The sequence below is a fragment of the Achromobacter sp. 1011791174 genome, assembly GCF_059760925.1.
In genome coordinates this window covers 1-24,906 of record NZ_JCBANH010000066.1, presented here as the reverse complement: position 1 = coordinate 24,906, position 24,906 = coordinate 1, and the positions used below count along the sequence as shown (strand labels likewise).

Genomic DNA, 24,906 nt, shown 5'->3' with positions numbered 1-24,906 from the left:
TGATCATGTGCGGAATAGTCGGAATTTGGGGCCCCTTGGCGGACAAGTCGCAGGTGCTGGCGGAAAGCTGCCGCCGCATCCGCCACCGCGGACCCGACAGCAATGGCTTCTGGGAGGATGCTGGCGCCGAGCTGGCGCTGGCGCACGTGCGCCTGGCCATCCAGGACCTGACGGAAGCCGGCCACCAGCCCATGGTGTCGGCCTGCGGACGCTACGTGATGGTCTTCAACGGCGAGATCTACAACCACCTGGACATGCGCAAGCAGCTCGAGCAGTCGGCGCTGGCGCCGTCGTGGCGCGGGCACTCCGACACCGAGACCTTGCTGGCCGGCTTTTCGGCGCTGGGCATCGAGGCCACGCTGCAGGCGGCGGTCGGCATGTTCGCCATCGCGCTGTGGGATCGTGCCGCGCGCAAGCTGGTGCTGGCGCGCGACCGCATGGGCGAAAAGCCGCTGTACTACGGCTATTCGGGCGCGGACCTGGTGTTCGCGTCGGAACTGAAGGGGCTGACGCCGGTGCCGGGATTCGGCCAGGAGCTGAACCGCAACGCGCTGGCGTCGTACATGCGGCACAACTACATTCCGGCGCCGCAATCGATCTACGCGGGCATCGCCAAGCTGCCGCCCGGCTCCTGGATCGAGTTCACCGCCGACGACACCCGCAGCCGCCGCATGCCGGAGCCGCGCGTGTACTGGTCGGCGCGCGACGCCGCCGACACCGCCGCGCGCTCGCTGCTGGCGTTCGAGTCCGACGCGCAGGCCGTCGATGCGCTGGAGGGCGTGCTCTCCAAGGCTGTCGGCGGGCAGATGCTGTCCGATGTCAGCCTGGGCGCCTTCCTGTCGGGCGGCATCGATTCGTCCACCATCGTCGCGCTGATGCAGGCGCAGAGCGCCCAGCCCGTGCGCACCTTCGCCATCGGCTTCCACGAAAAGGGCTACGACGAGGCGCAGCACGCCAAGGCTGTCGCCACCCACCTGGGCACCGACCATACCGAGCTGTACGTCACCGCCGAGGATGCGCTGGCGGTGGTGCCGACGCTGGCGGACATGTATGACGAACCGTTTGCCGATTCCTCGCAGATTCCGACGTCGCTGGTGACGAAGATGGCACGCCAGCACGTGACCGTGGCGCTGTCCGGCGACGGCGGCGACGAGCTGTTCGGCGGCTATTCGCGCTATTTCCGTGTCAACAACTGGTGGCAGAAATGCGAGCGCATGCCCGCTTTCCTGCGCCATCCGGCCGGCGCCCTGTTGAGCGCGTCCACGCATTTGCCCGGCAAGGGCGCGTGGCGCGGCAAGGTCGGCAAGCTGGGCGAGTTGCTGCGCGCCGATACGCGTGGCGAGTTCTACCGCCTGTTCGTGTCCTATTGGTCGGATCCGGGCCGCGTGGTCAAGGGCGGCGTCGAGCCCGAGTCCGAGTTCGCGCGCGCCATGCAGGGATCGACCTTCGAGTCCATGATGAAGCTGGACACGGTCACCTACCTGCCCGACGACATCCTGGTCAAGGTGGACCGCGCGGCCATGGCGGTCAGTCTGGAAACCCGCGTGCCGCTGATCGATCACCGCGTCTACGAATTCGCCTGGAGCCTGCCGCACCAGTACAAGGTGCGCGGCGGCACCGGCAAGTGGCTGCTGCGCCAGGTGCTGCACCGCCATGTCCCTCAAGCGCTGGTGGACCGTCCCAAGCGCGGTTTCGCCGTGCCGCTGGCCGCCTGGTTGCGCGGACCGCTGCGCGACTGGGCCGAGGCGCTGCTGGATCCGGCGCGGCTGCGCCAGGAAGGCTGGTTCGAGCCCGAACCGATTCTGCGCAAGTGGCGCGAGCATGTGTCCGGCCACCGCAACTGGGACAGCCATCTGTGGGGCGTGCTGATGATGCAGGCCTGGCTCGACCGCTATCGCGGCGCCGCGCGAGGGGCATGAGGCCCATGAAGATACTGATGCTGGTCAGCTCCATGCACGCGGGTGGCGCCGAGCGCGTCGCCGCGACGCTGGTCAATGCCTGGGCCGAGCGTGGCGACGAGGTCACGCTCACGCCCACGTACTCGTCCAAGGGCAGTTGCTTCTATCCGCTGTCGGACAAGGTGCGGCTGGCCTGGCTGGCCGACCTGGCGGGCACGCGCGCGTCGGGCGCGGTCGCCGCGTTCAAGCGCCTGCTGACGCTGCGCCGGCATGTGCGTGATACCCGGCCCGATGTGGTCGTGTCCTTCCTGACCAATGTCAACGTCGCCGCCATCCTGGCGACGCGCGGGCTGCGCGCGCCGCTGATTGTCTGCGAGCGCACCAATCCCACCGTTGACACCACCACCGGGCAGGTATGGCGCCGCTTGCGGCGCCTGTTGTACCCGCGCGCCGATATGGTGACCGTGCAGGCCGAGGCCACCGCCGGACCGTTCGCCAGGCAGGTGCCAGGCATCAAGCGGCTGGCGGTGATTCCCAATCCCTTGCCTGCGCCCCTGCTCGACGCGCCGCTGGTCGCGCAGCGCGACGACGGTCCGCGCGAGCTGCTGGCGATGGGGCGGCTGGTGCCGGACAAGCAGTTCAATCTGCTGATCGACGTCTATGCCGAACTGGCGCCGCGCTTTCCCGATTGGAACCTGCGCATCTGGGGCGAAGGGCCGCAACGCGCCGCGCTGGAAAGCCAGGTCGCGCGCCTGGGGCTGCAAGAGCGGATCAGCCTGCCGGGACGCACGGAGACGCCCTGGGAGGCCCTGGCGCAGGGGCAGGCCTTCGTGCTCAGCTCGGCGGTGGAGGGATTTCCGAACGTGCTGCTCGAAGCGATGGCGCTGGGCCTGCCCAGCGTGGCGTTCGACTGCCCCAGCGGTCCGCGCGAAATGACGCGTGATGGCCAGGATGCGCTGCTGGTGCCGGCAGGCGAGCGCGGCGCCTTGCGCGACGCGCTGCGGCGCCTGCTGGAAGACCAGGCGCTGCGCACGCAGCTGGGCGCGCGTGGCGCGCAGGCCGTGCGCCAGCGCTATGCCCTGGCCAGCGTGCTGTCCGAATGGGATGCGCTGTTCGACGCGGTGCGGGGAGCGCGGCTATGAGCGCCCGGCCGCTGCGTGTGTTGCACGTGATCACGGGCCTGGGGCAGGGCGGCGCCGAGTCGGTGCTGTTCCGTCTGGCCACCCATGCCGGCGAGCCGGTGGAGCATGTCGTCGTCTCCCTGACCGATGAGGGCATCTACGGCGAGCGCCTGCGCGCCGCCGGCATCGAGGTCCATGCGCTGGGCATGCCGCGCGGCCGCGTCAGCCTGGGCGGATTCCTGGCCTTGCGACGTCTGATTGCCGGCAAGCGGCCCGACGCGGTGCAGACCTGGATGTATCACGCTGACCTGATCGGCGGCCTGGCCGCGCGTCTGGCCGGCGTGCGCGCGATCGCCTGGGGCATACGCAATTCCGGCGCGCATCTGGAACGCAGCAGCCGCTCGGCGCGGATGGTGCTGCGCGCCTGCGCCTTCCTGTCGCGCCGGGTGCCGCGCGCCATCGTGTGCGCGGCGCAGGACGCGGCCGAGCGCCATGCCGCGAAGGGCTATCGGCGCGATCGCATGACGGTGATCTCCAACGGTTATGACCTGTCGCGCTACGCGCCTGACGCGCAGGCCGGAGCGCGTATGCGGCAGCATTGGAATGTGCCGGCGGACGCGCCGCTGATCGGCTGCGTGGCGCGCTGGGATCCGCTCAAGGACCACGCCAACCTGCTGCGCGCGGTGGCCGCGCTGGTGCGCGACGGCCGCGATGCGGGCCTGCGCTGCGTGCTGGTGGGGCGCGGCATGACCGGCGAGAACGCCGAGCTGGCCGCCTTGATCGAACGGCTGGGCCTGGCCGAGCGTATCGTGCTGGCCGGCCCCAGCGACGATGTGCCGGCGGTGATGAACGGCCTGGACGTGCACGTGCTGTCCAGTTGCGCGGAAGGCTTTCCCAACGTGGTGGCCGAAGCCATGGCCTGCTCCGCCTATTGCGTGGTGACGGACGTGGGCGACGCCGCCTTCATCGTCGGCGAGACGGGCATCGTGGTGCCGCCCGAGCAGCCCGAGGCCCTGGCGCGCGGCATCGAGGCCGGGCTGGGCGAGGTGGCCGCGCGCGGCGGCCGTCGGGCCGGCGAGGCGGGGCGCGCGCGGGTGCTGGCCAATTTCAGCCTCGCGCGCATGGTCGAGCAATACATCGCGGTGTGGCGCCGCATTTCTGGAGATCAGGCATGAGCGCCGGACGTCGCTTGCTGTTCGTGGTCAACAATCCGGCGTTCTTCATGTCGCATCGCCTGCCCGTGGCCCTGGCCGCGCAGCGCGCCGGCTATGACGTGCACGTGGCCACCATGGACGGGCCGGCCGTGGCCGATATCCAGGCCCTGGGCATGACGCACCACGCCATTCCCATGACGCGCAGCGGCAAGCATCCGTTGCAGGAGCTGGGCACCCTGCTGGCGCTGATCCGTCTGTTCCGCCGCCTGCGGCCGCAGGTGGTGCATCTGGTGACGATCAAGCCGGTGCTGTATGGCGGCATCGCCGCGCGCCTCGCCCGGGTGCCGGGCATGGTCGCGGCGATTTCCGGCCTGGGGTTCGTGTTCCTGTCGAACTCGTTGAAGATGCGGCTCGTGCGCGCCGTGGTGGCGCGCCTGTACCGGATCGCGCTGGGGCATGGCAACAGCCGGGTGATTTTCCAGAATGCGAGCGACCGGGATCTGTTGAAATCCCTGGGGGCCGTGCGCGACGAACAGGTCGTGATGATCCGCGGGGCCGGGGTGGATCTGGCTGAGTACCGGGCATCGCCCGAGCCGCCCGAGCCGCCGGTCGTCGTCACCATGGTGGCGCGCCTGCTGCGCGACAAGGGCGTGAATGAATTCGTTGAGGCGGCGCGGCTGCTGCGCGCGCGCGGCGTGCCCGTGTCCATGCGCCTGGTGGGCGGCGTGGACGCGGGCAATCCCGCCTCGGCGACCCCGCAGGATGTCGAGGCGTGGCAGACGGAGGGCTGTGTCCAGGCCCTGGGCGAACGCAGCGACGTGCCGGCGCTTTACGCTGCCTCGCATATCGCGGTGCTGCCGTCCTATCGCGAGGGGCTGCCGAAGTCGCTGATCGAGGCGGCGGCCTGCGGACGGGCCGTGGTCACGACCGACGTGCCTGGCTGCCGCGATGCGATCGAACCGGGCAAGACTGGCCTGCTTGTGCCGGTGCGCGACGCCGGCGCGCTGGCGGACGCAATCGCCCGGCTGGCGGCCGATCCGGCGCTGCGCCACGCGATGGGCGCGACGGGACGCGCCCTGGCCGAGCGCGAATTCAATATCGAGCGCGTGGCGCGCATACACGTCGATCTATACGACGCATTGAGCGCTTGATGAACGGCCGGGCGCGTTGCGCGCCCGGCTATGGGCAGCGGCGGGTCAGGAGTGCCGCGCGATCGCGTCGATCCAGTAGCGGGTGGAGGGATCCTGCTGCTCGGCCTGGGGCGACGGCGCGTCCAGTTCGCGGATGATGCCGCGAGCCAGCGCCTTGCCGAATTCCACGCCCCATTGGTCGAAGGGATTGATGCCCCAGATCACGCCCTGCGAGAACACCTTGTGCTCGTAGAGCGCCAGCAGCGCGCCCAGCGTATAGGCTTCCAGGCGCGGCAACACGATCAGCGAGGACGGCCGGCCGCCGGGATGCACCAGGTGCATCGCCAGGATGCGGGCGCGGTCGGGGTCGCTTTCCTTGGCCGAGGTCTCGGCCAGCGCTTCCTCGAAGGTCTTGCCGCGCAGCAGCGCCGAACGCTGCGCCAGGCAGTTGGCGATCAGCAGTTCGTGATTGCGCGCATAGGCGTGATCTGGCTGCTCGCACAGGATGAAATCCACCGGCGCGCCGGCGGCGTCCTGGTGCAGCCATTGAAAGAATGTATGCTGGCAGTCCGTGCCCGGCATGCCCCAGACAGCAGGCCCGGTCGGCATGCCGACGGGACTGCCGTCGGCCGTGGCGACCTTGCCCAGCGATTCCATTTCCAGCTGCTGCGCCCAGGGCACCAGATGGTGCAGGCGCGAGTCGTAGGGAGAGATGACCAGCGAGTCATAACCCAGCACGTTGCGGTTCACCACGCCGGCGAGCGCCAGCTGCAGTGGCGCGTTCTCGGTGGCGGGCGCGTTGCGGAAATGTTCGTCCATGGCCGCCGCGCCTGCCAGCAGCTGGTCGAAGGTGTCATTGCCCAGCGCCAGCGCCACGGGCAGGCCGATGGCCGACCACAGTGAATAGCGGCCGCCCACCCAGTCCCAGATCTGGAAGATATGGTCGGGAGAAATGCCCAGGTTCAACGCCGCCTCGACGTTGGCGGTGATGGCCACGACCTGCTTGATCGGGTCGGCCACGCCCGCGTCCCGCAGCCAGTTCATGGCGACTTCGGCATTCGCCAGCGGTTCGGTGGTGGTGAAGGACTTGGAGGCGACGATCACCAGCGTGTCGTGCGGATCCAGCCGGCTCATGGCGTCGGCGACGGAGTGTGAGTCCACGTTCGAGGCGAAGCGCACCTCGCGCCGAGCGCCTCCGTGACGCAGCGCGCGTGTGATCAGCCTTGGGCCCCAATCGCTGCCGCCGATGCCCAGGTGCAGCACGCTGGAATAGCGGCCAGCGGCGTCGGCGTCGCGCACGAACTGGCGCACGCGATCTCGTTCGGACTGCACGGCGTGCGCGACCATCGCGGGCGGAACGCCGGCGCGCAGCGCCGTGTGCCAGGCGGGGCGTCGTTCTGTCCAGTTGGCGTTGCCCCCGTCGAACAGCCGCGCGCGCGCCTCCTCGAAGTCCTGCTGCCGCAGCAGGGCGTCGGCCGCTTGCGCCAGTTCGGATGATTGGGCCTGGGCGCTGAGGTCCAGTCGCAATCCGGGAGCATCGATGACTCGCAGTCGCTCTCCGCTGCGCGAGGCGCTGCGGGCGGCTGCGGCGAAGGTCTTCCAGGCGGGGCTGTCGGGCAGTGACATGGGGCTTGATTCTAGAATGGCAGGACGGCTTCTGGCGCCAGTTTGGCCAGTTCGCGTCGGAAATCGGCTTGGATGCGGGCCAGCGCCTCGGCGCTCTGCGCCTCGAAACGCAGCACCACCACTGGCGTGGTATTCGACGGGCGCGCCAGCCCGAAACCGTCCGGATACTCGGCGCGCACGCCGTCGATGGTGACGACCCGGCTTGCGCCAGGGAACTGGCCGTGGTCCTGCAGTGCGCGCACCAGCGTGAACGGCTGGCCTTCCTCCATCTCCAGCTTCAGTTCCGGGGTGGACACATCTTGCGGCAGGGCTTCGAGCGGCGCGCAGGCGTCGGCGTGGCGCGACACGATTTCCAGCAGGCGCGCGCCGGTGTACAGGCCGTCGTCGAAGCCGTACCAGCGTTCCTTGAAGAAGATGTGGCCGCTCATCTCGCCGGCCAGCGGCGCGCCGGTTTCCGCGAGCTTGGCCTTGACCAGGGAATGGCCGGTCTTCCACATCATCGGCTGGCCGCCGGCGGCCTGTACCGACAGGCCCACATGCCGGCTGCATTTCACGTCGTAGATGATGGTGGCGCCGGGGTTGCGGTCCAGCACGTCGCGCGCGAACAGCACCAGCTGGCGGTCGGGCCAGATGATCTGGCCGGACTTCGTGACCACGCCCAGCCGGTCGCCGTCGCCGTCGAAGGCCAGGCCCAGTTCACAGTCGGTATTGGCCACGCAGTCGATCAGGTCGCGCAGGTTCTTGGGTTCGGCGGGATCGGGATGGTGATTGGGAAAGGTGCCGTCCACATCGCAGAACAGCTCGGTCACGTCGCAGCCGAGCGCGCGGAACAGCTGCGGCGCCACGGCGCCAGCCACGCCATTGCCGCAGTCGATGGCGATCTTCATGGGGCGGGCGAGTTTCACGCCGCTGGCCACGCGTGCGACATAGGCCTGCACCAGGTCCAGTTGCCGGCGCGTGCCAGGATGCGCGGCGACGGGCGCCGCGCCGCCGTTCATGACGCGCGCGAGTTCCTGCACGTCCTCGCCATACAGGGCGCGGCCGCCCATCATCATCTTGAAGCCGTTGTACTTGGGCGGGTTGTGGCTGCCGGTGATGGCCACGCCCGAACCGGTCTGCATGGTGTGCGCGGCGAAATACACCAGCGGCGTGGGCACCTGGCCGATATCGAGCGTATCGATGCCTTGTTCCAGCATGCCTTCCTGCAGCGCCGTCGACAGCATTTCGCTGCTGAGCCGGCCGTCGCGACCCACGACCAGCGTCTGGATGCCGGCCTCGCGGGCGCGTATCGCCAGCGCCGCGCCCAGCGCGCGGGCGAAGCCGGCGTCGATCAGATCGGGCACGGTGCCGCGGATGTCGTAGGCCTTGAATACCGAAGCGGGGAATGGCGTGGTGGCGCCCATGCGGGATCCTTTGGCGGCGGGAAGGCCTAGGGGAAATCCCTGGCTTCGGTGCCGCAAAATCAATATGGTGTGTAAAAAAGGGATTATCGCGCAATTCTGGGGGGGCATGCCCGCTGCGTTCACAGCAGGCCGGGGCCTGGAGATCGACGCAAGAGTGTTGGAATCAGTCCTTTTTCCTCCTTCGGCCGACAGCGCCGTCGGACTGCGCCGCGGGCGCCGTCGCCGATGCCCGTCATCCGAAGGTGATACGCTTGCCATGCAAGCAGAAAGACCGGGAGGGGCCTATGGCTGCAAAAGTTTCCACAGTCATATCTTCGGGCGGCGCCAGAAACCGGCGCGGACCGCCCACGGACCACGCCGGACCCGCGGCCGGACGCGAGCGCCGGCTGGACATCCATGTCGTGGTGCCGCCGGGCGGCGACCCCCTGACGGGCCGTGCCTGGGAGCGCAGCGTCTGGCGCGAGGCGCGCGTGCTGATCGCCGAATGTCCGGCGCCGCACCTGCCCGCGTCGATGGAAAGCGCGCTGCGGGCGGTGGCCGCCAGCGTGGCGCGCGACCGTGGCTGGCAGGGCATGGGCACCGTGGCGTTTTCGCTGGATGACCGCAGCGGCGTGTTCCGGGTGCTGTGCGCCCAGGCCACGCCCCTGTCGGGCGCGGCGGTGGCCGATTGCGAACCTGTCGCCGCGCATGCGCTCGAACTGCGCATCGACGGTGGCGGGGACCGCCATGCGCCGTGCACACGCCTGCTGGTGTGTGGGGTGACGCGCGGAGACGCCCTGCGGCGCGCCTATCGGGCCTTGTCGGAAATGCCCGGCCCGGTCGCGGTGGACAGGGGGTTCCTGATGAATCTCATCGCTTCGCGGGCCTTCTGCTCGGGTCTGACCGGCACGCGGCTGGATCAGGCGGTAGGCTAGACGTCGGGCGCGCCCCTACAATATCCGCATGTCTTCCGAACCGCGTCTGGACCCGTGCCAGGCGCTCGACCTTGCGCGGCGCCCCATGACCCTGCTCAGCGAACTGCAGTCCCTGCTTGGACCCTCCCACGTGCTGACCGGCGCCGATGCCGACGGCTATGTGCAGGACTGGCGCCGCCGCTATCGCGGCGCGGCGCTGGCGGCGGTACGCCCCGGCAGCACGGATGAAGTGGCTGGCGTGGTCCGGCTGTGCCTGCGTCACGGCGTTCCGGTGGTGCCCCAGGGCGGCAACACCGGCCTGTGCGGCGGCGCCACGCCTGACGCATCGGGATCGGCGGTCGTGCTGTCCACCGCCAGGCTGAACCGCGTGCGGGCGCTGGATACCGACAACGACACCATCACCGTCGAGGCCGGTTGCGTGCTGCAGGCCGTCCAGGAAGCGGCGGCGGTGGCGGGCCGGCTGTTTCCGCTCAGTCTCGCGGCCGAGGGCAGCTGCACCATCGGCGGCAACCTGGCCACGAACGCCGGCGGCACGCAGGTGCTGCGCTATGGCAATACGCGGGATCTTGCGCTGGGGCTGGAGGTCGTTACTGCCGACGGCGAGGTCTGGAACGGCCTGCGCGGCCTGCGCAAGGACAATACCGGCTACGACCTGCGCGATCTGTATATCGGCAGCGAAGGCACATTGGGCATCATCACCGCCGCAACGCTGAAGCTGTATCCGCGCCCGGTGGCATCCTGCACGGCGCTGCTCACGCTGAGCGGCATCGATGACGCGGTGGAGCTGCTGTCGCGCGCCCGCGCCGGCTTCGGCGCATCGCTGACCGGCTTCGAGCTGATGAGCGGCGCCTGCCTGCAGGCCGTGGTGCGATTGTTTCCGCAGCAGCGCCTGCCTTTCGAAGGGGATTCCGCCGCCGCGCCCTGGTTCGCGCTGCTGGAGCTGTCCGATAGCGAAAGCGAGCAGCATGCACGCGAGCGTTTCGAGGCGGTGCTGGGAGCGGCCATCGAGGATGGACTGGTCAGCGACGCGGCCATCGCCGCCAACGTGGCCCAGAGCAAGGCGCTCTGGCATCTGCGCGAGAGCATCCCGCTGGCCGAGGCCGAGCTGGGCAAATCCGTCAAGCACGATGTCTCGATCCCGATTTCCGCCATCGCCGGCTTTGTGGACAAGACCAACGCGCTGCTGCAGGCGCGCTTTCCCGGCGTGAGGCACGTGATCTTCGGCCATCTGGGCGACGGCAATCTGCATTACAACGTGGCCAATGCGGCCGGGCAGACCGAGGCCGAGCTGCTGGCGCTGCAGGGCGAGATCTATGGCGTGGTGCATGACAGCGTCCACGCGCATGCGGGCTCCATCAGCGCCGAGCATGGGGTGGGACAGCTCAAGCGCGACGAACTGCCGCGCTACAAGAGCGCGATCGAACTCGGGCTGATGCGCCGCATCAAGCGCGCCCTGGATCCGCAAGGCCTGATGAACCCGGGTAAGGTCCTGCAGGACTAGGGCCGGGCGGTCGGGAAAACTCAAACTCCAAGGCCGGATGTTCCGGCGGAATTGACCAGGAGGACAGCATGGCGGCAGGTCCCGCAGCGGGGGCGAACCATCGGGTGCTGATCGTCGAGGACGACAGCATCATCGCAGGCAACCTGTACACCTTTCTGGAGGCGCGCGGCTTTCTGCCCGATGCCGCCTACAGCGGGCCGGCCGCGCTCAAGCGCCTGGGCGAGCAGCGTTTCGACGCGGTCATCCTGGATATCGGCCTGCCCGGCATGGACGGCAACGCGGTGCTGCACACCCTGCGGACCGAACTGCGCCAGGCCGTGCCGGTGCTGGTGCTGACGGCGCGCGACAGCCTGGAGGATAAGCTGGCCGGTTTTTCGCATGGCGCCGACGACTACCTGACCAAGCCCTTCGCGCTCCTCGAGGTCGAGGCGCGCCTGCTGGCGCTGATCCAGCGCGCCCGGGGCAACACCGTGAACACGCTGCGGGAGTTCGGGACCTTGCGGTACGACACGCGCAGTCGCGAGTTGTCCGTTGGCGGCGTGCCGGTGCACCTGACCCGCAAGGCGGCCGTCATCATGGAAGTGTTGTTGCGCGATCCGGGCCGGGTGGTCTCGCGCGAGGAACTGGAATCCGCGCTGTGGGGCGGCGAACCGCCGTCCTCGGATGCCCTGCGCAGCCAGGTGCATCTGCTGCGCCGCGCGCTGGCGGATGCGGGCTTCGACGGCATCCAGACCATGCACGGAACGGGCTGGCGCCTGGTTCTGCCGGGAGAAGACGCGTGAACGCCGCTGGCGGCGTAGGCCGGGCGCCGATCGCCGGGCAGCCGTTGCCGGAGGATCGGCGATGAGCAGGGGCGGCAGCGGCACGCTGACCCAGCGAGTGGTGTGGGCCTTGACCGGGACGGTCGCGCTGTTCGTGACGGCCCTGGCCTTGCTGGCCTACCTGACGTTCGACCAGATGGAAGACGATCTGGTCAACGACATTCTCAATACCGAGATGGACCGGCTGGTGCAGCATGCGCGCGTCAGCGACGAATTCCTGCCTCGGCGCGGACCGCGCGTGCTGGGCGGCTCCATGCGCGCCTGGCTTCAATCGGACGGCCAGCCGCCGGCCGGCATTCCCAAGGAACTCCTGGGCCTGGAAAATGGCATGCACCTGATCGAGCCAGGGCCCTATACCTGGCATGTGATGGTGGCAGACACCGGCGGCGGCAAGGTCTACCTGCTCTACGATGCGACCGAAAACGAGGAGCGGGTGCATGATTTCGGCCTGATCGTGCTGGGCGTGGGGGCGATCTGCGTGGTCGGCGCCTATGCGCTGTCAAGGCGGGTGGCCGCCGTCGCGGCCGGGCCGCTGCTCGACCTGACCGACCGGCTGTCGACCTGGGCGCCCGGATCTCCGGACCTGGCCGTGACGCGTGACGACGAGGCGGGCAGGCTGATCGAAGCGTTCAACCGCATGCAGAACCAGGTGGACAGGTCGATCGCGCGCGAGCGCGAGTTCGCCGGCAACCTGAGCCACGAGGTCCGCACGCCCCTGGCCGCCATTCGTTCCGACAGCGAGCTGATGCTGCTGACGCAGGTCCTGACGCCCGACCAGCGGCAGCGCCTGGCGCGCATCGTGGACAACGTCGACGACGTGGTCGTCTGTCTGGAAAGCGCCCGCGCCATGGCGCGCGATCAGCTTCGGCCGCCCGAACCCGTGGATCTGGCGCAGTGCATGGCCGATGCCTGGCGCGGCCATGAGGCGCAGGCCGACCTGGCGGACCTGTGGCTGGACAACCGGATCCCCGAAGGGCATGTATTGATCCTGGATCGCTATGCCTTGCTGACCGTGCTGCGCAATCTGGTGCGCAATGCCATCGAGCATGCCGCGCCGGCCACGCTGATGGCCAGTCTGACCGGGGATGGCGCGCTGGCGCTGCGCGACGACGGCAAGGGCATAGACGAGGCCGACCTGCCTTTCCTCTTCCGCCGCTATTTCAGTGGTCGGCTGCGGGACGCCGGCGGCCTGGGACGGGACGAAACCGCCCATGGACTGGGCCTGGCGATCGCCAAGCGCGTCTGCGACATGCAGGGCTGGACGCTGACGGTGGAGTCGTCCAGGACGGGGCCGGCTCGTGGCACCTGCTTCTTGCTCCGCTTCAAGGACGAATCGGCACGGGTGTGACGCGGATTTCACGATTCTTCGACTGTGGCCTGTCTACACTGCGCCGTTGAGTCCATCTTGCGCCTTGCCGCAATTCTGTCATGCCCACTCTTCCCACGCCCGAGCCGCGCGGGCCGTCCAGGACGGCCTATCTGCTGACGCATGTGCTGGGCGTGCCGGCGCTGCTGGCCTGCCTGGCGTGGTGGATCAATGCGTCCGGGCTGGACATGACGATCGCCCGTACCCTGTTCGACCCGGCGATCGACGATTTCCCCCTGCATACCTCGCGCTGGCTGGAGCTTATCGGCCACCGTATGGTGCTGGCCCTGCCCATCGGCGTGGGCCTGGGCGCGGTGGGCGTGGCGCTGGTCGCCTCCAGGGTGCCGGCCTGGAAGCCGGCGCGCGGGGTCGCCCTGGCCGTGGCGGCGACCTGCCTGCTGGGCCAGCTGGCGGTGAGCCAGCTCAAGCACTACACGACACTGCCGCGCCCCTACGACCTGGAGACGCTGGGCGGCTATACGCCGTATCCGCTGCATTGGTGGACCTGGGTGCGAGCCCGGGCGGGCGGTGCATTGCCCAGCGGGCACGCCGGCGCGGGCTATGCCATGCTGAGCCTGTATTTCGCCGGCTGGGCGCTGGGGCGGCCGGCCTGGCGTTGGGGCGGGCTGGCCCTGGGGTTGGGCGCGGGCCTGGGGTTTTCCGCAGTCCGCGTACTGCAAGGCGCGCACTTCCTGAGCCAGACCGTGTGGTCGGCGGCCCTGCTGTGGTTCCTGGGGGCGGTGGTGTTCTATCCGCTGATCGCCGGGCGCGGCCGTCTGGTGGGGGCCTCGGGGCAGGGCCGGCGGTATGCCGGCATGGTGGCCGACCGGCGCGAAAAAGCGGGCACCTAGGCGGTCGGCCTGATCGTCATCGCATGATTTCCGGCACCGTATAATCGCCGGGACTTCTCATCGCGAGCCACCGCAGGCAGACTCCTCCGGATGAATGCACCCGCCGATATCCCCGCCCCGCTGCCGCGTCGGCCACGCAATCTGGCCCAGGGCCTGGTCGAGAGCTTTTCCGAACGCATTCGCGGCGGCCAGATCCGGCCCGGCGAGAAACTGCCCACCGAATCCGAGCTGATGCGGCAATTCGGCGTCAGCCGCACGGTGGTGCGTGAAGCGCTGTCGCGCTTGCAGGCCTCGGGCCTGGTCGAAACCCGTCACGGCGTGGGCACCTATGCGCTGGAGCCGAGCGGCGGCGATGATTTCCGCATCGATCCGGCCGACATCGCCACGTCGCGCGATGTGATGGTGCTGCTGGAACTGCGCATCTGCCTGGAAAGCGAGGCCGCCGGCCTGGCCGCGGCGCGGCGCAGCCCGGCGCAGCTCGACGCCATGCGGCAGGCGCTGGATGCCTTCCTGCAGGCGCTGGACGGCGACGGCGACACCATCACGCCCGATTTTCAGTTTCACCTGCTGATCGCCCAGGCCACCGAGAATCGCTATTTCGCCGATCTCATGTCTCACCTGGGCTCGGCCATCATTCCGCGCACCCGCATCAATGCCGCCCGTTTCGCCCAGGAAGGTCGGGCCGTCTACCTGGCGCGCGTGCAGCGGGAACACGAGGATATCTACGGCGCGATCCTGCGCCAGGACGCCGAAGCCGCCCGGGCCGCCATGCGCACGCACCTCGGCAACAGCCGCGAGCGCCTGCGCCGCGCGCAATAGAACGTCGAAAGAGCGCCATCCCGATCTTGCGGTGGGTCATTAGAGCCAATACGATGTCGTACAACTCAGGGGCCACGGCCAGGGCTGTGAGGCCCGTGGCGACGCTCGCCAACGGCTGAAGCCGGATTGCGTTACGCTTGGCCCGTTTTCATTTCCCTACGGCGGGACGGCATGGCTTTGCCTATCAGATACAGCGGCGCGGACGGTTCCGCTCGGACCTCGATCGCGACCCGGAGGGCCGCCTGATGCGCCGCCTGACCCTGAGATTCATCCTGGCGGTGCTGGCGTTGCTGACGCTCAGCCGCCTGGGCCTGGCTTTCTGGCAATGGGACCGCGTGCAGGCCGCCGGCGGCCTGGCCCCGCTGCTGGTCGGCGGGCTGCGCATCGATGTGTGCCTGCTGTCCATGGTGATCGCGCTGCCCGCGGTGTTCTCGCCGTGGTTCGGCCACCGCGCCTGGGCCGCGCGCGCGACCGCCTGGTGGTTCCGCGTCTGGTGGATGCTGTACGTGCTGCTGGAAGTTTCCACGCCGCAGTTCATCGCCGAATACGACACGCGCCCGAACCGCCTGTACTTCATCTATTTGCTGAACCCGAAGGAAGTCGGGGCCATGCTGTGGCAGGGCTACAAGGGCGTGCTGCTGGCCGCGCTGGTCGTGTTGCTGGTGGCGGCCTGGCTGTCGGTCAGGCTGTTCCCGACGCGGGTGCGCGATCCGTTCATGTCCTGGTGGAAGCGGCCGCTGGCCTCGCTGCTGATCCTGGCGCTGGTGGTGCTGGGCGCGCGCGGCACGCTGGAGCATCGCCCCATCAACCCGGCCAAGGTGGCCTACAGCTCGGATTCGTTGATGAACGCGCTGGCGCTCAATTCGCTGTACAGCGTGTTCGACGCCGCGTACCGCATGCGCGACGAGCGTTCGTCGGCGGCCATGTACCCGAAGATGGCGGTGGACGAGATGAACGCCATCGTGCGAGCCAAGGCCGGCATGGAAGGCCCGCCGCTGGATCCGCGCTATCCCAGCCTGCACGAGCAGAAGGCCAGCGTGCGCCGCGACAAGCCGCTCAATCTGGTCATCATCCTGCAGGAAAGCCTGGGCGCGCAGTATGTCGGCAGCCTGGGCGGGCGCGACCTCACGCCCAACATCGACCGGCTGGGCAAGGAAGGCTGGATGTTCCACCGGGCCTACGCCACCGGCACGCGCTCGGTGCGCGGCATCGAGGCCGTGACCGCGGGCTTTCTGCCCAGCGTGGCCGACGCGGTGGTGAAGCTGCCGCGCTCGCAGACCGGCTTCTTCACGCTGGCGCAGGTGCTGGGCAAGCATGGCTACCAGTCGCGCTTCGTGTATGGCGGCGAGGCGCACTTCGACAATATGCGCGCCTTCTTCCTGGGCAATGGTTTCAACGAGGTGGTGGACCGTCCCAAGTTCGTGAATCCGGTGTTCGAGGGATCCTGGGGCGCGTCCGACGAGGACATGTTCAATCAGGTCGATCGGCTGCTGCGCGCGGACGGCGACAAGCCGGTGTTCACGCTGGCCTTCTCGGTCAGCAACCATTCGCCGTGGGAATACCCCGCCGGTCGCATCCAGCCGGTGGGCGATCCCGCCAGCGTGGACAACACCGTGCGCTACGCCGACTGGGCGCTGGGGCAGTTCTTCGATAAGGCGCGCCAGGCGCCGTACTGGAACAACACCGTGTTCCTGGTGATCGCCGACCATGATTCGCGCGTCTACGGCTCCATTCCCGTGCCGGTGAGGCATTTCCAGATTCCCGCGCTGATCCTGGGCGCTGGCATCGCGCCGCGCCAGGACGAGCGGCTGGTCAGCCAGATCGACATGGGTCCCACGCTGCTGTCGCTGATCGGGCTGGACAACGTCAATCCCATGCTGGGCGCCGACCTGACGCAGCGCGATCCGAACCGCGCGCTGATGCAGTACGCCGACAACTTCGGTTATTTGCAGGGTGACAAGCTGCTGGTGCTGGAGCCGGCCAAGGCGCCGCGCGAATTCAGGTATCGCGCCGCCCCGGTCGGACAGGACGAGACCTATGAACCGGTGGAGCCGGTGGACGAGGCGCTGTCCAAGGAGGCGCTGGCGCACGCGCTATGGGCCAGCTGGGTCTACCGCGAGGAAAAATACCGTCTGCCTTGATTTCCCCCCGATGGCGCCTGAGACCGGCTTGATTCTGCGCAAGCCGGCCGCGGGCGCACCCTCGCACACTGGCGCTCATGACTTTTCCTGATCCTCTTCCCGATCCGGCGCCCGCCCGCGCCGCGGATGCGCCCGAAGCCTCCGAGGCATCCGCATCCCGGCCGGCCGCGCGGCGGCATCGCCCCTGGCCGGTGCCGCGCGGCCGCCTGGCATGGCTGACCGGCGCGATCAGCACGCTGTTGCTGGTCGCCAGCACGCTGTTCTGGTGCCTGCTGCTGTTTCCCCTGGCCCTGCTGAAGCTGCTGCTGCCTTTCGCGGCGGTCCGACGGCGCATCGATCCGCTGCTCAACGGCATCGCCACGGCCTGGGTCAGCTGCCACAGCTGCTGGTTCGAGCGCATCCAGCGCGCGCCCTGGGACGTGCAGGGCAATACCGGCCTGCGTTACGCGGACTGGTATCTGGTCAATTGCAATCACCAGTCCTGGGTGGACATCTTCGTGCTGCAAGCCACGTTGAACCGGCGCATTCCGCTGCTGAAGTTTTTTCTCAAGCAGCAGCTCATCTACGTGCCGGTGATAGGGCTGGCGTGGTGGGCGCTGGATTTCCCGTTCATGAAGCGCCACGGCAAGGCCGATCTGCGCCGCAATCCGGCCCTGGGACGGCAGGACCAGGAAGCCGCCCGGCGCGCGTGCGAGAAGTTCTCGCTGGTGCCTACCAGCGTGATGATCTTCGCCGAAGGCACCCGGTTTTCAGAGGCCAAGCGCGATGCCCAGGGAGCGCCGTACCGCCATCTGCTCAAGCCCAAGGCAGGCGGGATGGCGGTGGCGCTCAACGCCATGGGCGCGCGCTTCCGTTCGATGATCGACGTCACCATCGCCTATCCGGATGGAGCGCCCAGCTTCTGGGACCTGGCTTGTGGCCGCGCGGGCGCGGTGCGGGTGCGCATGCGCCAGCTGCCCGTGCCGCAGGCATTCTGCGAAGCCGACTATAGTCGCGACAAGGCCTTCCGCGCGGAATTCCACCACTGGCTGGGCCAGCAGTGGCAGGCCAAGGACGAGGAAATCGAGGCCTTGACGGCGCGGGACGCCGTCACGCCTCGATCCTGATGGCCCGCGCCGCTTACGCGCGCGCCGGCAGCACCGTGCCCGCGCTCTCGCCGAAGCCGATGCGCGGATAGCCTGCCTTCACGCATTCGGCGCGCATGAGGATTTGGTCGCCGTCCTGCAGGAAGGTGCGCTTCTCGCCCCACGGCAGCTCGATCGGCGTCTTGCCGCCCTGGGTCAGCTCCAGCAGCGAGCCGGCCTCGGCGGGCAGCGGGCCGGACAGCGTGCCGGTGCCCAGCATGTCGCCCGGTTGCAGGTTGCAGCCGTTGACCGTGTGGTGCGTGATCAGCTGCGCCACGTTCCAGTAGGCGTCGCGGAAGTTGCTGGCCGACAGCGGCGCCGGCGCCTGCTTTTCGGCGCGCGACTTCTCGGTGGTCAGCAGCACCTGCATGCGCACGTCGAAGGCGCCCTTGGCGCGGTTCGCGTCCGAGGACAGGTAGGGCATGGGCTGCGGGTCGGACGCGGCGCGGTTCCACTGCGTGCGGAACGGCTCCAGCGCTTCCATGGTCACGATCCACGGCGAGATCGTCGAGGCGAAGTTCTTGGCCAGGAAGGGGCCCAGCGGCTGGTATTCCCAGGCCTGGATGTCGCGCGCCGACCAGTCGTTCAGGATGCACAGGCCGAACACATGCGATTCGGCGTCGGCCAGCGCGATGCGGTCGCCCTGGGCGTTGCCGGTACCGACGAAGATGCCCAGTTCCAGTTCATAGTCCAGGCGCGAGCAGGGGCCGAATTGCGGCGCCTCGCCTTCGTTCAGCGGGCGGGTCTGGCCGACCGGGCGCGCGAACTTCTGGTCCACGCCGATGCTGGAGGCGCGCCCGTGATAGCCGATGGGCACCCACTTGTAGTTCGGCAGCAGGGGATTGTCGGGACGGAACTGCTTGCCCACGGCGGTGGCGTGGTGCAGCGAGATATAGAAGTCGGTGTAGTCGCCGATGCGGGCGGGCGTGGCGTACTCGGCGTCGGCCTGGGCCACCAGCAGCGGCTCGATGGTCGCGCGCAGCGCGGCGCCTTCGCGCAGGGCGCGCGACAGCGCCAGGCGCAGCGCGCTCCAGTGCGGCTGGCCCAGCGCCATCAGCGCGTTCAGGCTGTCGCCCGTGCAGGCGGCCAGCGCTTCGGCGGCCTTGTCCTCGAAGGGTTTTTGGGCGGCCAGCGCGGCCAGGTCCAGGATCTGGTCGCCGATCGCGACGCCGGGGCGAAAGGCTTCCTGCGAGCCCTTGCGGCGGAACGACGCGTAGGGCAGGTTCTGCACCGGGAAATCCGTGGTCGCGCTGTTGGCGCTGGCGATCCAGCTCTTCAGGGACGGGTCGTGGGTTTCGTTGATCGTCGTGCTCATGGTCGGGATGTCTCTTGCGATGTGGTTATGGGTGGGGCCGGGCGGTGGAAAATCCAAAAGCCAAACGGCGATGAGCTTGCGCTCATCGCCGCGGGCGCGCGAGGCGGTGCCTGCGCGTTACGCCTTGCTCGGATCGAAGTGCTTCTTGATGCCCTGCCAGCAGCGGTAGTAGTCGCCCTGCAATTCTACCGAGGCCAGGGCCTGGGCGGTCGGGCGGATCACGCGGCGCGTCTCGAACATGAAGGCCATGGTGTCGCGGATGTAATGCGCCACGCTGGTGTCGGCGTGCGAGGCTTTTTCAAAGGTCTCGGCGTCCGGGCCGTGGCCGCTCATGCAGTTGTGCAGGCTGGCGCCGCCGGGCGCGAAGCCGTCGGCCTTGGCATCGTACACGCCCTGGATCAGGCCCATGAATTCGCTGGCGATGTTGCGGTGGAACCAGGGCGGACGGAAGGTGTTTTCCATCGCCAGGATGCGCGGCGGGAAGATGGCGAAGTCCATGTTGGCCGTGCCCGGGGTGTCGGACGGGGCGGTCAGCACCGTGAAGATCGACGGATCGGGATGGTCGTAGCTGATCGAGCCGATGGTGTTGAAGTTGCGCAGGTCGTACTTGTAGGGCGCGTGCGTGCCGTGCCAGGCCACCACGTCCAGCGGCGAATGGCCGATGGACGCGCGCCAGAAGCCGCCGGTGAACTTGGCGATCAGCTCGAAGTCGCCTTCCACGTCTTCATACCAGGCCACGGGCGTTTTGAAGTCGCGCGAGTTGGCCAGGCAGTTCGAGCCGATCGGGCCCAGTTCCGGCAGGCGCAGCGCCGCGCCGAAGTTCTCCAGCATGTAGCCGCGCGCAGTGTCGTCGAGCAGCTCGACGCGGAAGCGCACGCCGCGCGGGATGACCGCGATCTCCAGCGGTTCCAGGTCGATCAGGCCCAGCTCGGTGGCAAGGCGCAGGCGGCCTTGTTGCGGCACCAGCATCAGCTCGCCGTCGGCGTTGTAGAAATAGCGGCCCTTCATGCTTCGGTTGGCCGCGTACAGGTGGATGCCCACGCCGCCTTGCTCGTCGGGGCCGCCGTTGCCGCCGAAGGTCTTCACGCCGTCGAGGAAGTCGGTGGGCGCGGTCGGGATCGGCAGCGGGCTCCAGCGCAGCTGGTTGGGCGTGACGGGGCCTTCGCCGAAGGTGCTCAGCCAGCCTGCGGCGCCGTCATGGCGCTCAAACGGCTTGTGCTGCGCGCCGGGGCGGATCCGGTACAGCCAGGAACGGCGGTTCTCGGCGCGCGGCGCGGTGAAGGCGGTGCCGGACAGCTGTTCGGCGTACAGGCCGTAGGGGCACTGCTGCGGCGAGTTGCGGCCTTGAGGCAGGGCGCCGGGCAGCGCCTCGGTGGCGCAGTCGTTGCCAAAGCCGGTCTGGTATTGCAGTTCCATGGAATCCTCCTGGTGGCGGCGCGCGGTGCATGGCCGCGCGGTCCGGACTATCGTGATCGATACGCCATTTTCGGAAAAATCTCCCCATTGGGCTACGAGAATGTAAAAATAGGGACTATAAATTTTGTGAATAGTAGGGGGCATGATGGCCGGCTTGCGCGACGTGGACCTGAATCTGCTGCTGCTGTTCCAGCATCTGCTGGAGGACCGCAACATCTCTTCCGTCGCGCGCCGGCTGGACCTGTCCCAGCCCGCCGTCAGCAATGCCTTGCGCCGCCTGCGGCAGGCGTTCGGCGACGAGCTGTTCGTGCGCACCGCCCAGGGCATGCAGCCCACGCCGCGCGCGCAGCGCCTGGCAGGGCCGGTGAGCGAGGCGCTGGCGCTGCTGGCCGGGGCCTTGCAGGATCAGGACGCCTTCGATCCGGCCGCCAGCATGCGGCGCTTCCGCGTGGCCATGACGGACGTGGGCGAGATCCATTTCATGCCTCGCCTGATCGAGGTCTGCGCCCAGGTCGCGCCGCAGGCGCGCATCGATTCGGTGCGCATGCAGGGCGCGGAGCTGGCGCGGGAGATGGAGGCCGGGCGCGTGGACCTGGCCATCGGCGCGTTCGACGACATGGGGGCGGGCGTGATGCAGCGCATGCTGTTCCGGCAGGGCTATGCCACGCTGTTCCGCCAGGCCCATCCCACGGCGCACGCCGGCATGGGCCTGAAGGCGTTCCGCGCCGAGCGCCACCTGATCGTGTCGCGCGCCGCGCCCTATGGGCAGGTGAACCAGTCGATGGAGCGCGCCGGCCTGGACATGGCCGAGCATTTCAGCGTGCCGCATTTTTCGGCGGTGCCGTACATCGTCAGCACGACGAACCTGCTGGCCACCGTGCCCGAAAAACTGGCCGCCAGCGCGGCGCCGCCCTTCGGCCTGCGCTTCCTGACGCCGCCGTTGAAGGTGCCTGCCTTGCAGACCAATATGTACTGGCAGCGCCGCTATGACCGCGATGGCGGCAATCTCTGGCTGCGCGGCTTGATCGTGGATGCGTTCGCGGTGGGACGGTAGTCCGCGCGCGAAATGGAACGGGACCGTCGCCGCGTGGCGCGGCAACGGTCCCGGGGGTGCTCAGGCGGGCATGACGGAGGCGCGCGCCTGCCGCAGCGCCTCGCGCAGCACGTCCATGTCGCCCAGGTGGTTGGCCAGCAGCAGGATCAGCGCCGCGTTCAGTTCCTGGCTTTGCTCCAGGCTCAGGTCGCGGTGCGTGTCGATCAGCGCCTCGTAGAAATCATCGGGCGAGGCCAGGTTGGTGTCGGTAATCAGCATGTGCATTGCTCCGGTGGCTCAGACGCGGCCGATGGCGCGATTCAGCGCGGCCGCGACGGCGGCGCCGTCGAAGGCGCGCCAGCGTGCCGCGATGTGCTGGTCGGGACGGATCAGGTAGGCGGTGCCGGGGCGCGCGTCATAGCGGGCTGCCAGCAGGCCGTCGGCGTCGCTCACCACCGTGATGTCGGCCGGCGCGCCGGCGGCGTCGCAGTCCGGGCCGGCGACCAGCACGGTCTTGACCGGCACCGGCGCCAGGCGCAGCGCGGCCAGCGCGCGCAGCGTGGCGGCGTCGGGCAATTGATCCGGGCAGAACAGCGCCAGCACGAAATCGCCGTCCAGCTGCGACAGCCACCAGCCCGGCTCGCCGCCGGCGCGCACCGGCGCGTCCAGCGCCACGGCGCCGGGCCGCATGCGGCCGGAGAAGGCCGCCGTGTCCGGCGTGTTCAGCGGCGAATCGGCGTAGGTCGCGGGCAGCGACAGGCGGCCGCTGTTGACCAGCGAGCGCGCGAAGGGATAGGTCTTGGCCAGGTTCAGCACCGCGTTGCGGAAGCTGCGGCTGATCTCGCTCTTGGGCGTGATGAAATCGGTGGCTCGGGACGAGTTCAGGATGTTCTCGTCGGCGGCGTGCTCGCGCTCGGCGCTGTAGGTGTCGATCAGCGTTTCGGGCGCCAGGCCGTCGGTCACCAGCTTGAGTTTCCAGGCCAGGTTCTCGGCGTCCTGCACGCCGCTGTTGGCGCCGCGCGCGCCGAAGGGCGAGACGCGGTGCGCCGAGTCGCCGGCGAAGACCACGCGACCATGGCGGAACGCGTCCATGCGCTCGCAGGCGAAGGTGTAGACGCTCACCCATTCCAGGTCGAACTGGGTGTCGGGCCCGAGCAGGGCGCGGATGCGCGGCAGCACGTTCTCGGGCTTGACCGCTTCGACGGGATCGGCGTTCCAGCCCAGCTGGAAGTCGATGCGCCAGACGTTGTCCGGCTGCATGTGCAGCAGCACGGACTGATTGGGGTGGAAGGGCGGGTCGAACCAGAACCAGCGCTCGGCCGGGAAATCGGCCTTCATCTTCACGTCGGCGATCAGGAAGCGGTCGCGGAAGATGCGGCCGTGGCTTTCCTGGCCGATCAGCTTGCGCACCGGCGAGCGCGCGCCGTCGCAGGCGATCAGCCAGTCGGCGCGCAGCGTGTAGGGGCCTTCGGGCGTCTCGATGCTGACGGCCACGCCGTCGGCGTCCTGTTCCAGGCCGGCGACCTTGTTTTTCCAGCGCAGGTCGATGTTCGGCTCGGCGCGGGCCTGCTCGTACAGGAAGCCCTCGGCGTAGTACTGCTGCAGGTTGATGAAGGCGGGGCGGCGGTGGCCGGGCTCGGGCAGCAGGTCGAAGCGCCAGACTTCCTGCTCGCGGAAGAAGACCTTGCCGACGTTCCAGGACACGCCCTTGTCGGTCATGCGCTGGCCCACGCCCAGGCGGTCCCAGATTTCCAGCGTGCGCTTGGAGAAGCAGATGGCGCGCGAGCCGGTCGACAGCCGGTAATCGTCGTCCAGCACCACCACGCGCAGGCCGCGGCGGGCCAGGTCCAGCGCGGTGGTCAGGCCGACCGGGCCGGCGCCCACCACCACCACGGGGTGCCGGGCGGGCGCGCCGGCGTCCTGCTCGGCGCGCTTCTCATAGGCGAACTCCATCGCCTGGTAGTCGATGTCTCCCACGGTTGTCTCCTGTGTGGGGTCTTGTTTTTCCATCGGGCGGCGCGGGCCTTCTTGTCGGGCGCGCGGCCGCCGGTCTTGCGGGCAAGGTCCGGCGGCGCCGGACGGGGAGGGCGCCCCCCCGGCGGGGCGGTCGCGGGCTCAGCCTTCCAGCTGTTGCCACATCTCCAGGTCGCGCTTGTCGGTCCAGATGCGCGGATGCGTGATGCCCTGGGCCTCGTCATAGGCGCGTGACACGTCGAACGGCATGCAGTGGTCGAAGATCACCCAGTCGCTGTAGCGCGGCTTCATGAAGTCGTAGACCTCGCGGTAGATGGTCCTCAGGTCCTTGCCCTCGGCCACGCCACGGTTCACGGCGCCGTACAGGTCGGTCAGGAAGGCGCGGGTGCCGGCCAGACCCTTGCGGACTTCCTCGGCGTTCTTCAGGGCCGGGCCGCGGCCGGGCACCATCTTCTCGGCGTTGAAGCCGGACAGCGCGTCCAGCGTCGAGGGCCAGTCGCGGAAATAGGCGTCGCCGCAGTAGGGCGTGGACTGGTATTCGACCAGATCGCCAGCGAACAGGATCTTCTGCTCGGGTAGCCAGGCGATGGTGTCGCCCTTGGTGTGGCCACGGCCGACCTGCAGCAGCTGGACTTCCAGGTTGCCCAGGTTGACGGTCATTTCGCCCTTGAAGGTCATGGACGGCCAGACCAGGCCCGGCGGAATCGATTCGGCGTTGCGGAACAGGCGCGGGAAACGGCCGATCTCGCTGGCCTTGTCCTGCTCGCCGCGCTCGGCGATCAGGTCATAGGTGTCGCGGCTGGCCAGGATTTCCTGGGCCTGGTAGGCGGATGCGCCGAACACGCGCACGGCGTGGTAGTGCGACAGCAGCACGTACTTGATCGGCTTGTCGGTCACTTCGCGGATGCGGCGGATCACGTCCTGGGCCATGACCGGGGTGGCCTGGGTGTCGACCACCATGACGGCCTCGTCGCCGATGATCACGCCCGTATTGGGATCGCCTTCGGCGGTGTAGGCATAGGCGTTGTCGGACAGTTTTTCGAACGAAACGACCTTGTCTTCCAGGTCGGCGTGCGAGGCGAATTGCTTGCTCATGGGGGCTCCTTCCACGGTTTTATAGGAATAGGGTGTGGAAGGACTATAGTCCGGCGTTAGTGTTTGTGCAATACGTTTGCTATAAACAAACTCTCACAAACCTCCATCGCACCGCAAGACATGGCGGGCGAGGGTGGAGCCCGCGTCCCACCCCCAAGCCGCCCCACCCGGGGCCGGGCGTATCGGGCTTTGCCGGTCCGCGGC

20 protein-coding genes are annotated in these 24,906 nt (G+C 68.7%); 13 read left to right on the top strand and 7 right to left on the bottom strand.

What is annotated here, in order from left to right:
• The first annotated feature begins 5 nt into the window (after positions 1-5).
• Genes asnB through AC6LJ5_RS20670 form a run of 4 tightly spaced genes read left to right on the top strand, consistent with a single transcriptional unit; the run spans position 6 to position 5,324 of the window.
• On the top strand, positions 6-1,919 hold the full coding sequence (gene asnB, locus AC6LJ5_RS20685; RefSeq protein ID WP_498141464.1) for an asparagine synthase (glutamine-hydrolyzing): 1,914 nt from the start codon (positions 6-8) through the stop codon (positions 1,917-1,919).
• 5 nt (positions 1,920-1,924) lie between these two features.
• Complete coding sequence (locus AC6LJ5_RS20680) at positions 1,925-3,040, top strand: glycosyltransferase family 4 protein (protein WP_498141463.1); 1,116 nt, start codon at positions 1,925-1,927, stop codon at positions 3,038-3,040.
• Complete coding sequence (locus AC6LJ5_RS20675; protein ID WP_199770928.1) at positions 3,037-4,194, top strand: glycosyltransferase family 4 protein; 1,158 nt, start codon at positions 3,037-3,039, stop codon at positions 4,192-4,194. Before AC6LJ5_RS20680 ends, AC6LJ5_RS20675 begins: the two co-directional genes overlap by 4 nt.
• Positions 4,191-5,324 (top strand): glycosyltransferase family 4 protein, encoded by a 1,134-nt coding sequence (locus AC6LJ5_RS20670; protein WP_498141462.1) that lies wholly within the window; start codon positions 4,191-4,193, stop codon positions 5,322-5,324. Before AC6LJ5_RS20675 ends, AC6LJ5_RS20670 begins: the two co-directional genes overlap by 4 nt.
• 45 nt (positions 5,325-5,369) lie before the next feature.
• On the opposite strand, the gene pgi is transcribed toward AC6LJ5_RS20670, so the two are convergent.
• Both pgi and AC6LJ5_RS20660 read right to left on the bottom strand, forming a co-directional pair.
• Positions 5,370-6,929 (bottom strand): glucose-6-phosphate isomerase, encoded by a 1,560-nt coding sequence (gene pgi / locus AC6LJ5_RS20665; RefSeq protein ID WP_498141461.1) that lies wholly within the window; start codon positions 6,927-6,929, stop codon positions 5,370-5,372.
• Between the two features lie 11 nt (positions 6,930-6,940).
• A complete protein-coding gene (locus AC6LJ5_RS20660) occupies positions 6,941-8,332 on the bottom strand; it encodes a phosphomannomutase/phosphoglucomutase (RefSeq protein WP_498141460.1) in 1,392 nt (463 codons plus the stop codon).
• Positions 8,333-8,616: 284 nt separating this feature from the next.
• On the opposite strand from AC6LJ5_RS20660, the gene AC6LJ5_RS20655 reads away from it, so the two are divergent.
• The 8 genes from AC6LJ5_RS20655 to yihG all read left to right on the top strand — a co-directional run bounded on the left by AC6LJ5_RS20655 (position 8,617) and on the right by yihG (position 17,851).
• Positions 8,617-9,246, top strand: a complete 630-nt coding sequence (locus AC6LJ5_RS20655) for a BPTD_3102 family carboxylase-like protein (protein WP_103271089.1) — start codon at positions 8,617-8,619, stop codon at positions 9,244-9,246.
• An 85-nt stretch (positions 9,247-9,331) separates the two neighbouring features.
• Positions 9,332-10,747 carry an FAD-binding oxidoreductase gene (locus AC6LJ5_RS20650; RefSeq protein ID WP_498141473.1) on the top strand — a complete coding sequence of 472 codons (1,416 nt, stop codon included), beginning with the start codon at positions 9,332-9,334 and terminating at the stop codon, positions 10,745-10,747.
• A gap of 68 nt (positions 10,748-10,815) precedes the next feature.
• The gene (locus AC6LJ5_RS20645; RefSeq protein WP_498141459.1) at positions 10,816-11,529 is read left to right on the top strand and encodes a response regulator transcription factor; all 714 of its coding nucleotides are present in this window, start codon (positions 10,816-10,818) and stop codon (positions 11,527-11,529) included.
• Between the two features lie 61 nt (positions 11,530-11,590).
• Positions 11,591-12,916 carry a sensor histidine kinase gene (locus tag AC6LJ5_RS20640; RefSeq protein WP_498141458.1) on the top strand — a complete coding sequence of 442 codons (1,326 nt, stop codon included), beginning with the start codon at positions 11,591-11,593 and terminating at the stop codon, positions 12,914-12,916.
• Positions 12,917-12,996: 80 nt separating this feature from the next.
• Positions 12,997-13,785, top strand: a complete 789-nt coding sequence (locus AC6LJ5_RS20635; protein ID WP_498141457.1) for a phosphatase PAP2 family protein — start codon at positions 12,997-12,999, stop codon at positions 13,783-13,785.
• Between the two features lie 90 nt (positions 13,786-13,875).
• The gene (locus AC6LJ5_RS20630; protein ID WP_498141456.1) at positions 13,876-14,604 is read left to right on the top strand and encodes a FadR/GntR family transcriptional regulator; all 729 of its coding nucleotides are present in this window, start codon (positions 13,876-13,878) and stop codon (positions 14,602-14,604) included.
• Positions 14,605-14,849: 245 nt separating this feature from the next.
• On the top strand, positions 14,850-16,745 hold the full coding sequence (locus AC6LJ5_RS20625) for an LTA synthase family protein (RefSeq protein WP_103271084.1): 1,896 nt from the start codon (positions 14,850-14,852) through the stop codon (positions 16,743-16,745).
• Between the two features lie 191 nt (positions 16,746-16,936).
• Complete coding sequence (yihG, locus tag AC6LJ5_RS20620) at positions 16,937-17,851, top strand: 1-acylglycerol-3-phosphate O-acyltransferase, YihG family (RefSeq protein ID WP_498141472.1); 915 nt, start codon at positions 16,937-16,939, stop codon at positions 17,849-17,851.
• Between the two features lie 13 nt (positions 17,852-17,864).
• Here yihG and fahA read toward each other — a convergent pair whose 3' ends face one another.
• Together fahA and hmgA are read right to left on the bottom strand one after the other, a co-directional pair.
• Entirely contained in the window at positions 17,865-19,184 is a 1,320-nt protein-coding gene (gene fahA, locus AC6LJ5_RS20615) for a fumarylacetoacetase (RefSeq protein ID WP_103271083.1), read from the bottom strand.
• A 117-nt stretch (positions 19,185-19,301) separates the two neighbouring features.
• Entirely contained in the window at positions 19,302-20,600 is a 1,299-nt protein-coding gene (gene hmgA / locus AC6LJ5_RS20610; protein ID WP_498141455.1) for a homogentisate 1,2-dioxygenase, read from the bottom strand.
• A gap of 145 nt (positions 20,601-20,745) precedes the next feature.
• On the opposite strand from hmgA, the gene AC6LJ5_RS20605 reads away from it, so the two are divergent.
• A complete protein-coding gene (locus tag AC6LJ5_RS20605; protein ID WP_392410055.1) occupies positions 20,746-21,654 on the top strand; it encodes a LysR family transcriptional regulator in 909 nt (302 codons plus the stop codon).
• Positions 21,655-21,714: 60 nt separating this feature from the next.
• On the opposite strand, the gene AC6LJ5_RS20600 is transcribed toward AC6LJ5_RS20605, so the two are convergent.
• From AC6LJ5_RS20600 to AC6LJ5_RS20590, 3 genes are all read right to left on the bottom strand, one after another.
• Positions 21,715-21,912, bottom strand: coding sequence for a DUF2783 domain-containing protein (locus AC6LJ5_RS20600; protein WP_103276192.1), 198 nt, complete (start codon positions 21,910-21,912; stop codon positions 21,715-21,717).
• 18 nt (positions 21,913-21,930) lie between these two features.
• Positions 21,931-23,610: an FAD-dependent oxidoreductase gene (locus tag AC6LJ5_RS20595; RefSeq protein ID WP_498141454.1), complete on the bottom strand. Its 1,680-nt coding sequence runs from the start codon at positions 23,608-23,610 to the stop codon at positions 21,931-21,933.
• Between the two features lie 138 nt (positions 23,611-23,748).
• Positions 23,749-24,702, bottom strand: coding sequence for an MBL fold metallo-hydrolase (locus tag AC6LJ5_RS20590; RefSeq protein ID WP_498141453.1), 954 nt, complete (start codon positions 24,700-24,702; stop codon positions 23,749-23,751).
• Positions 24,703-24,906 lie beyond the last annotated feature (204 nt).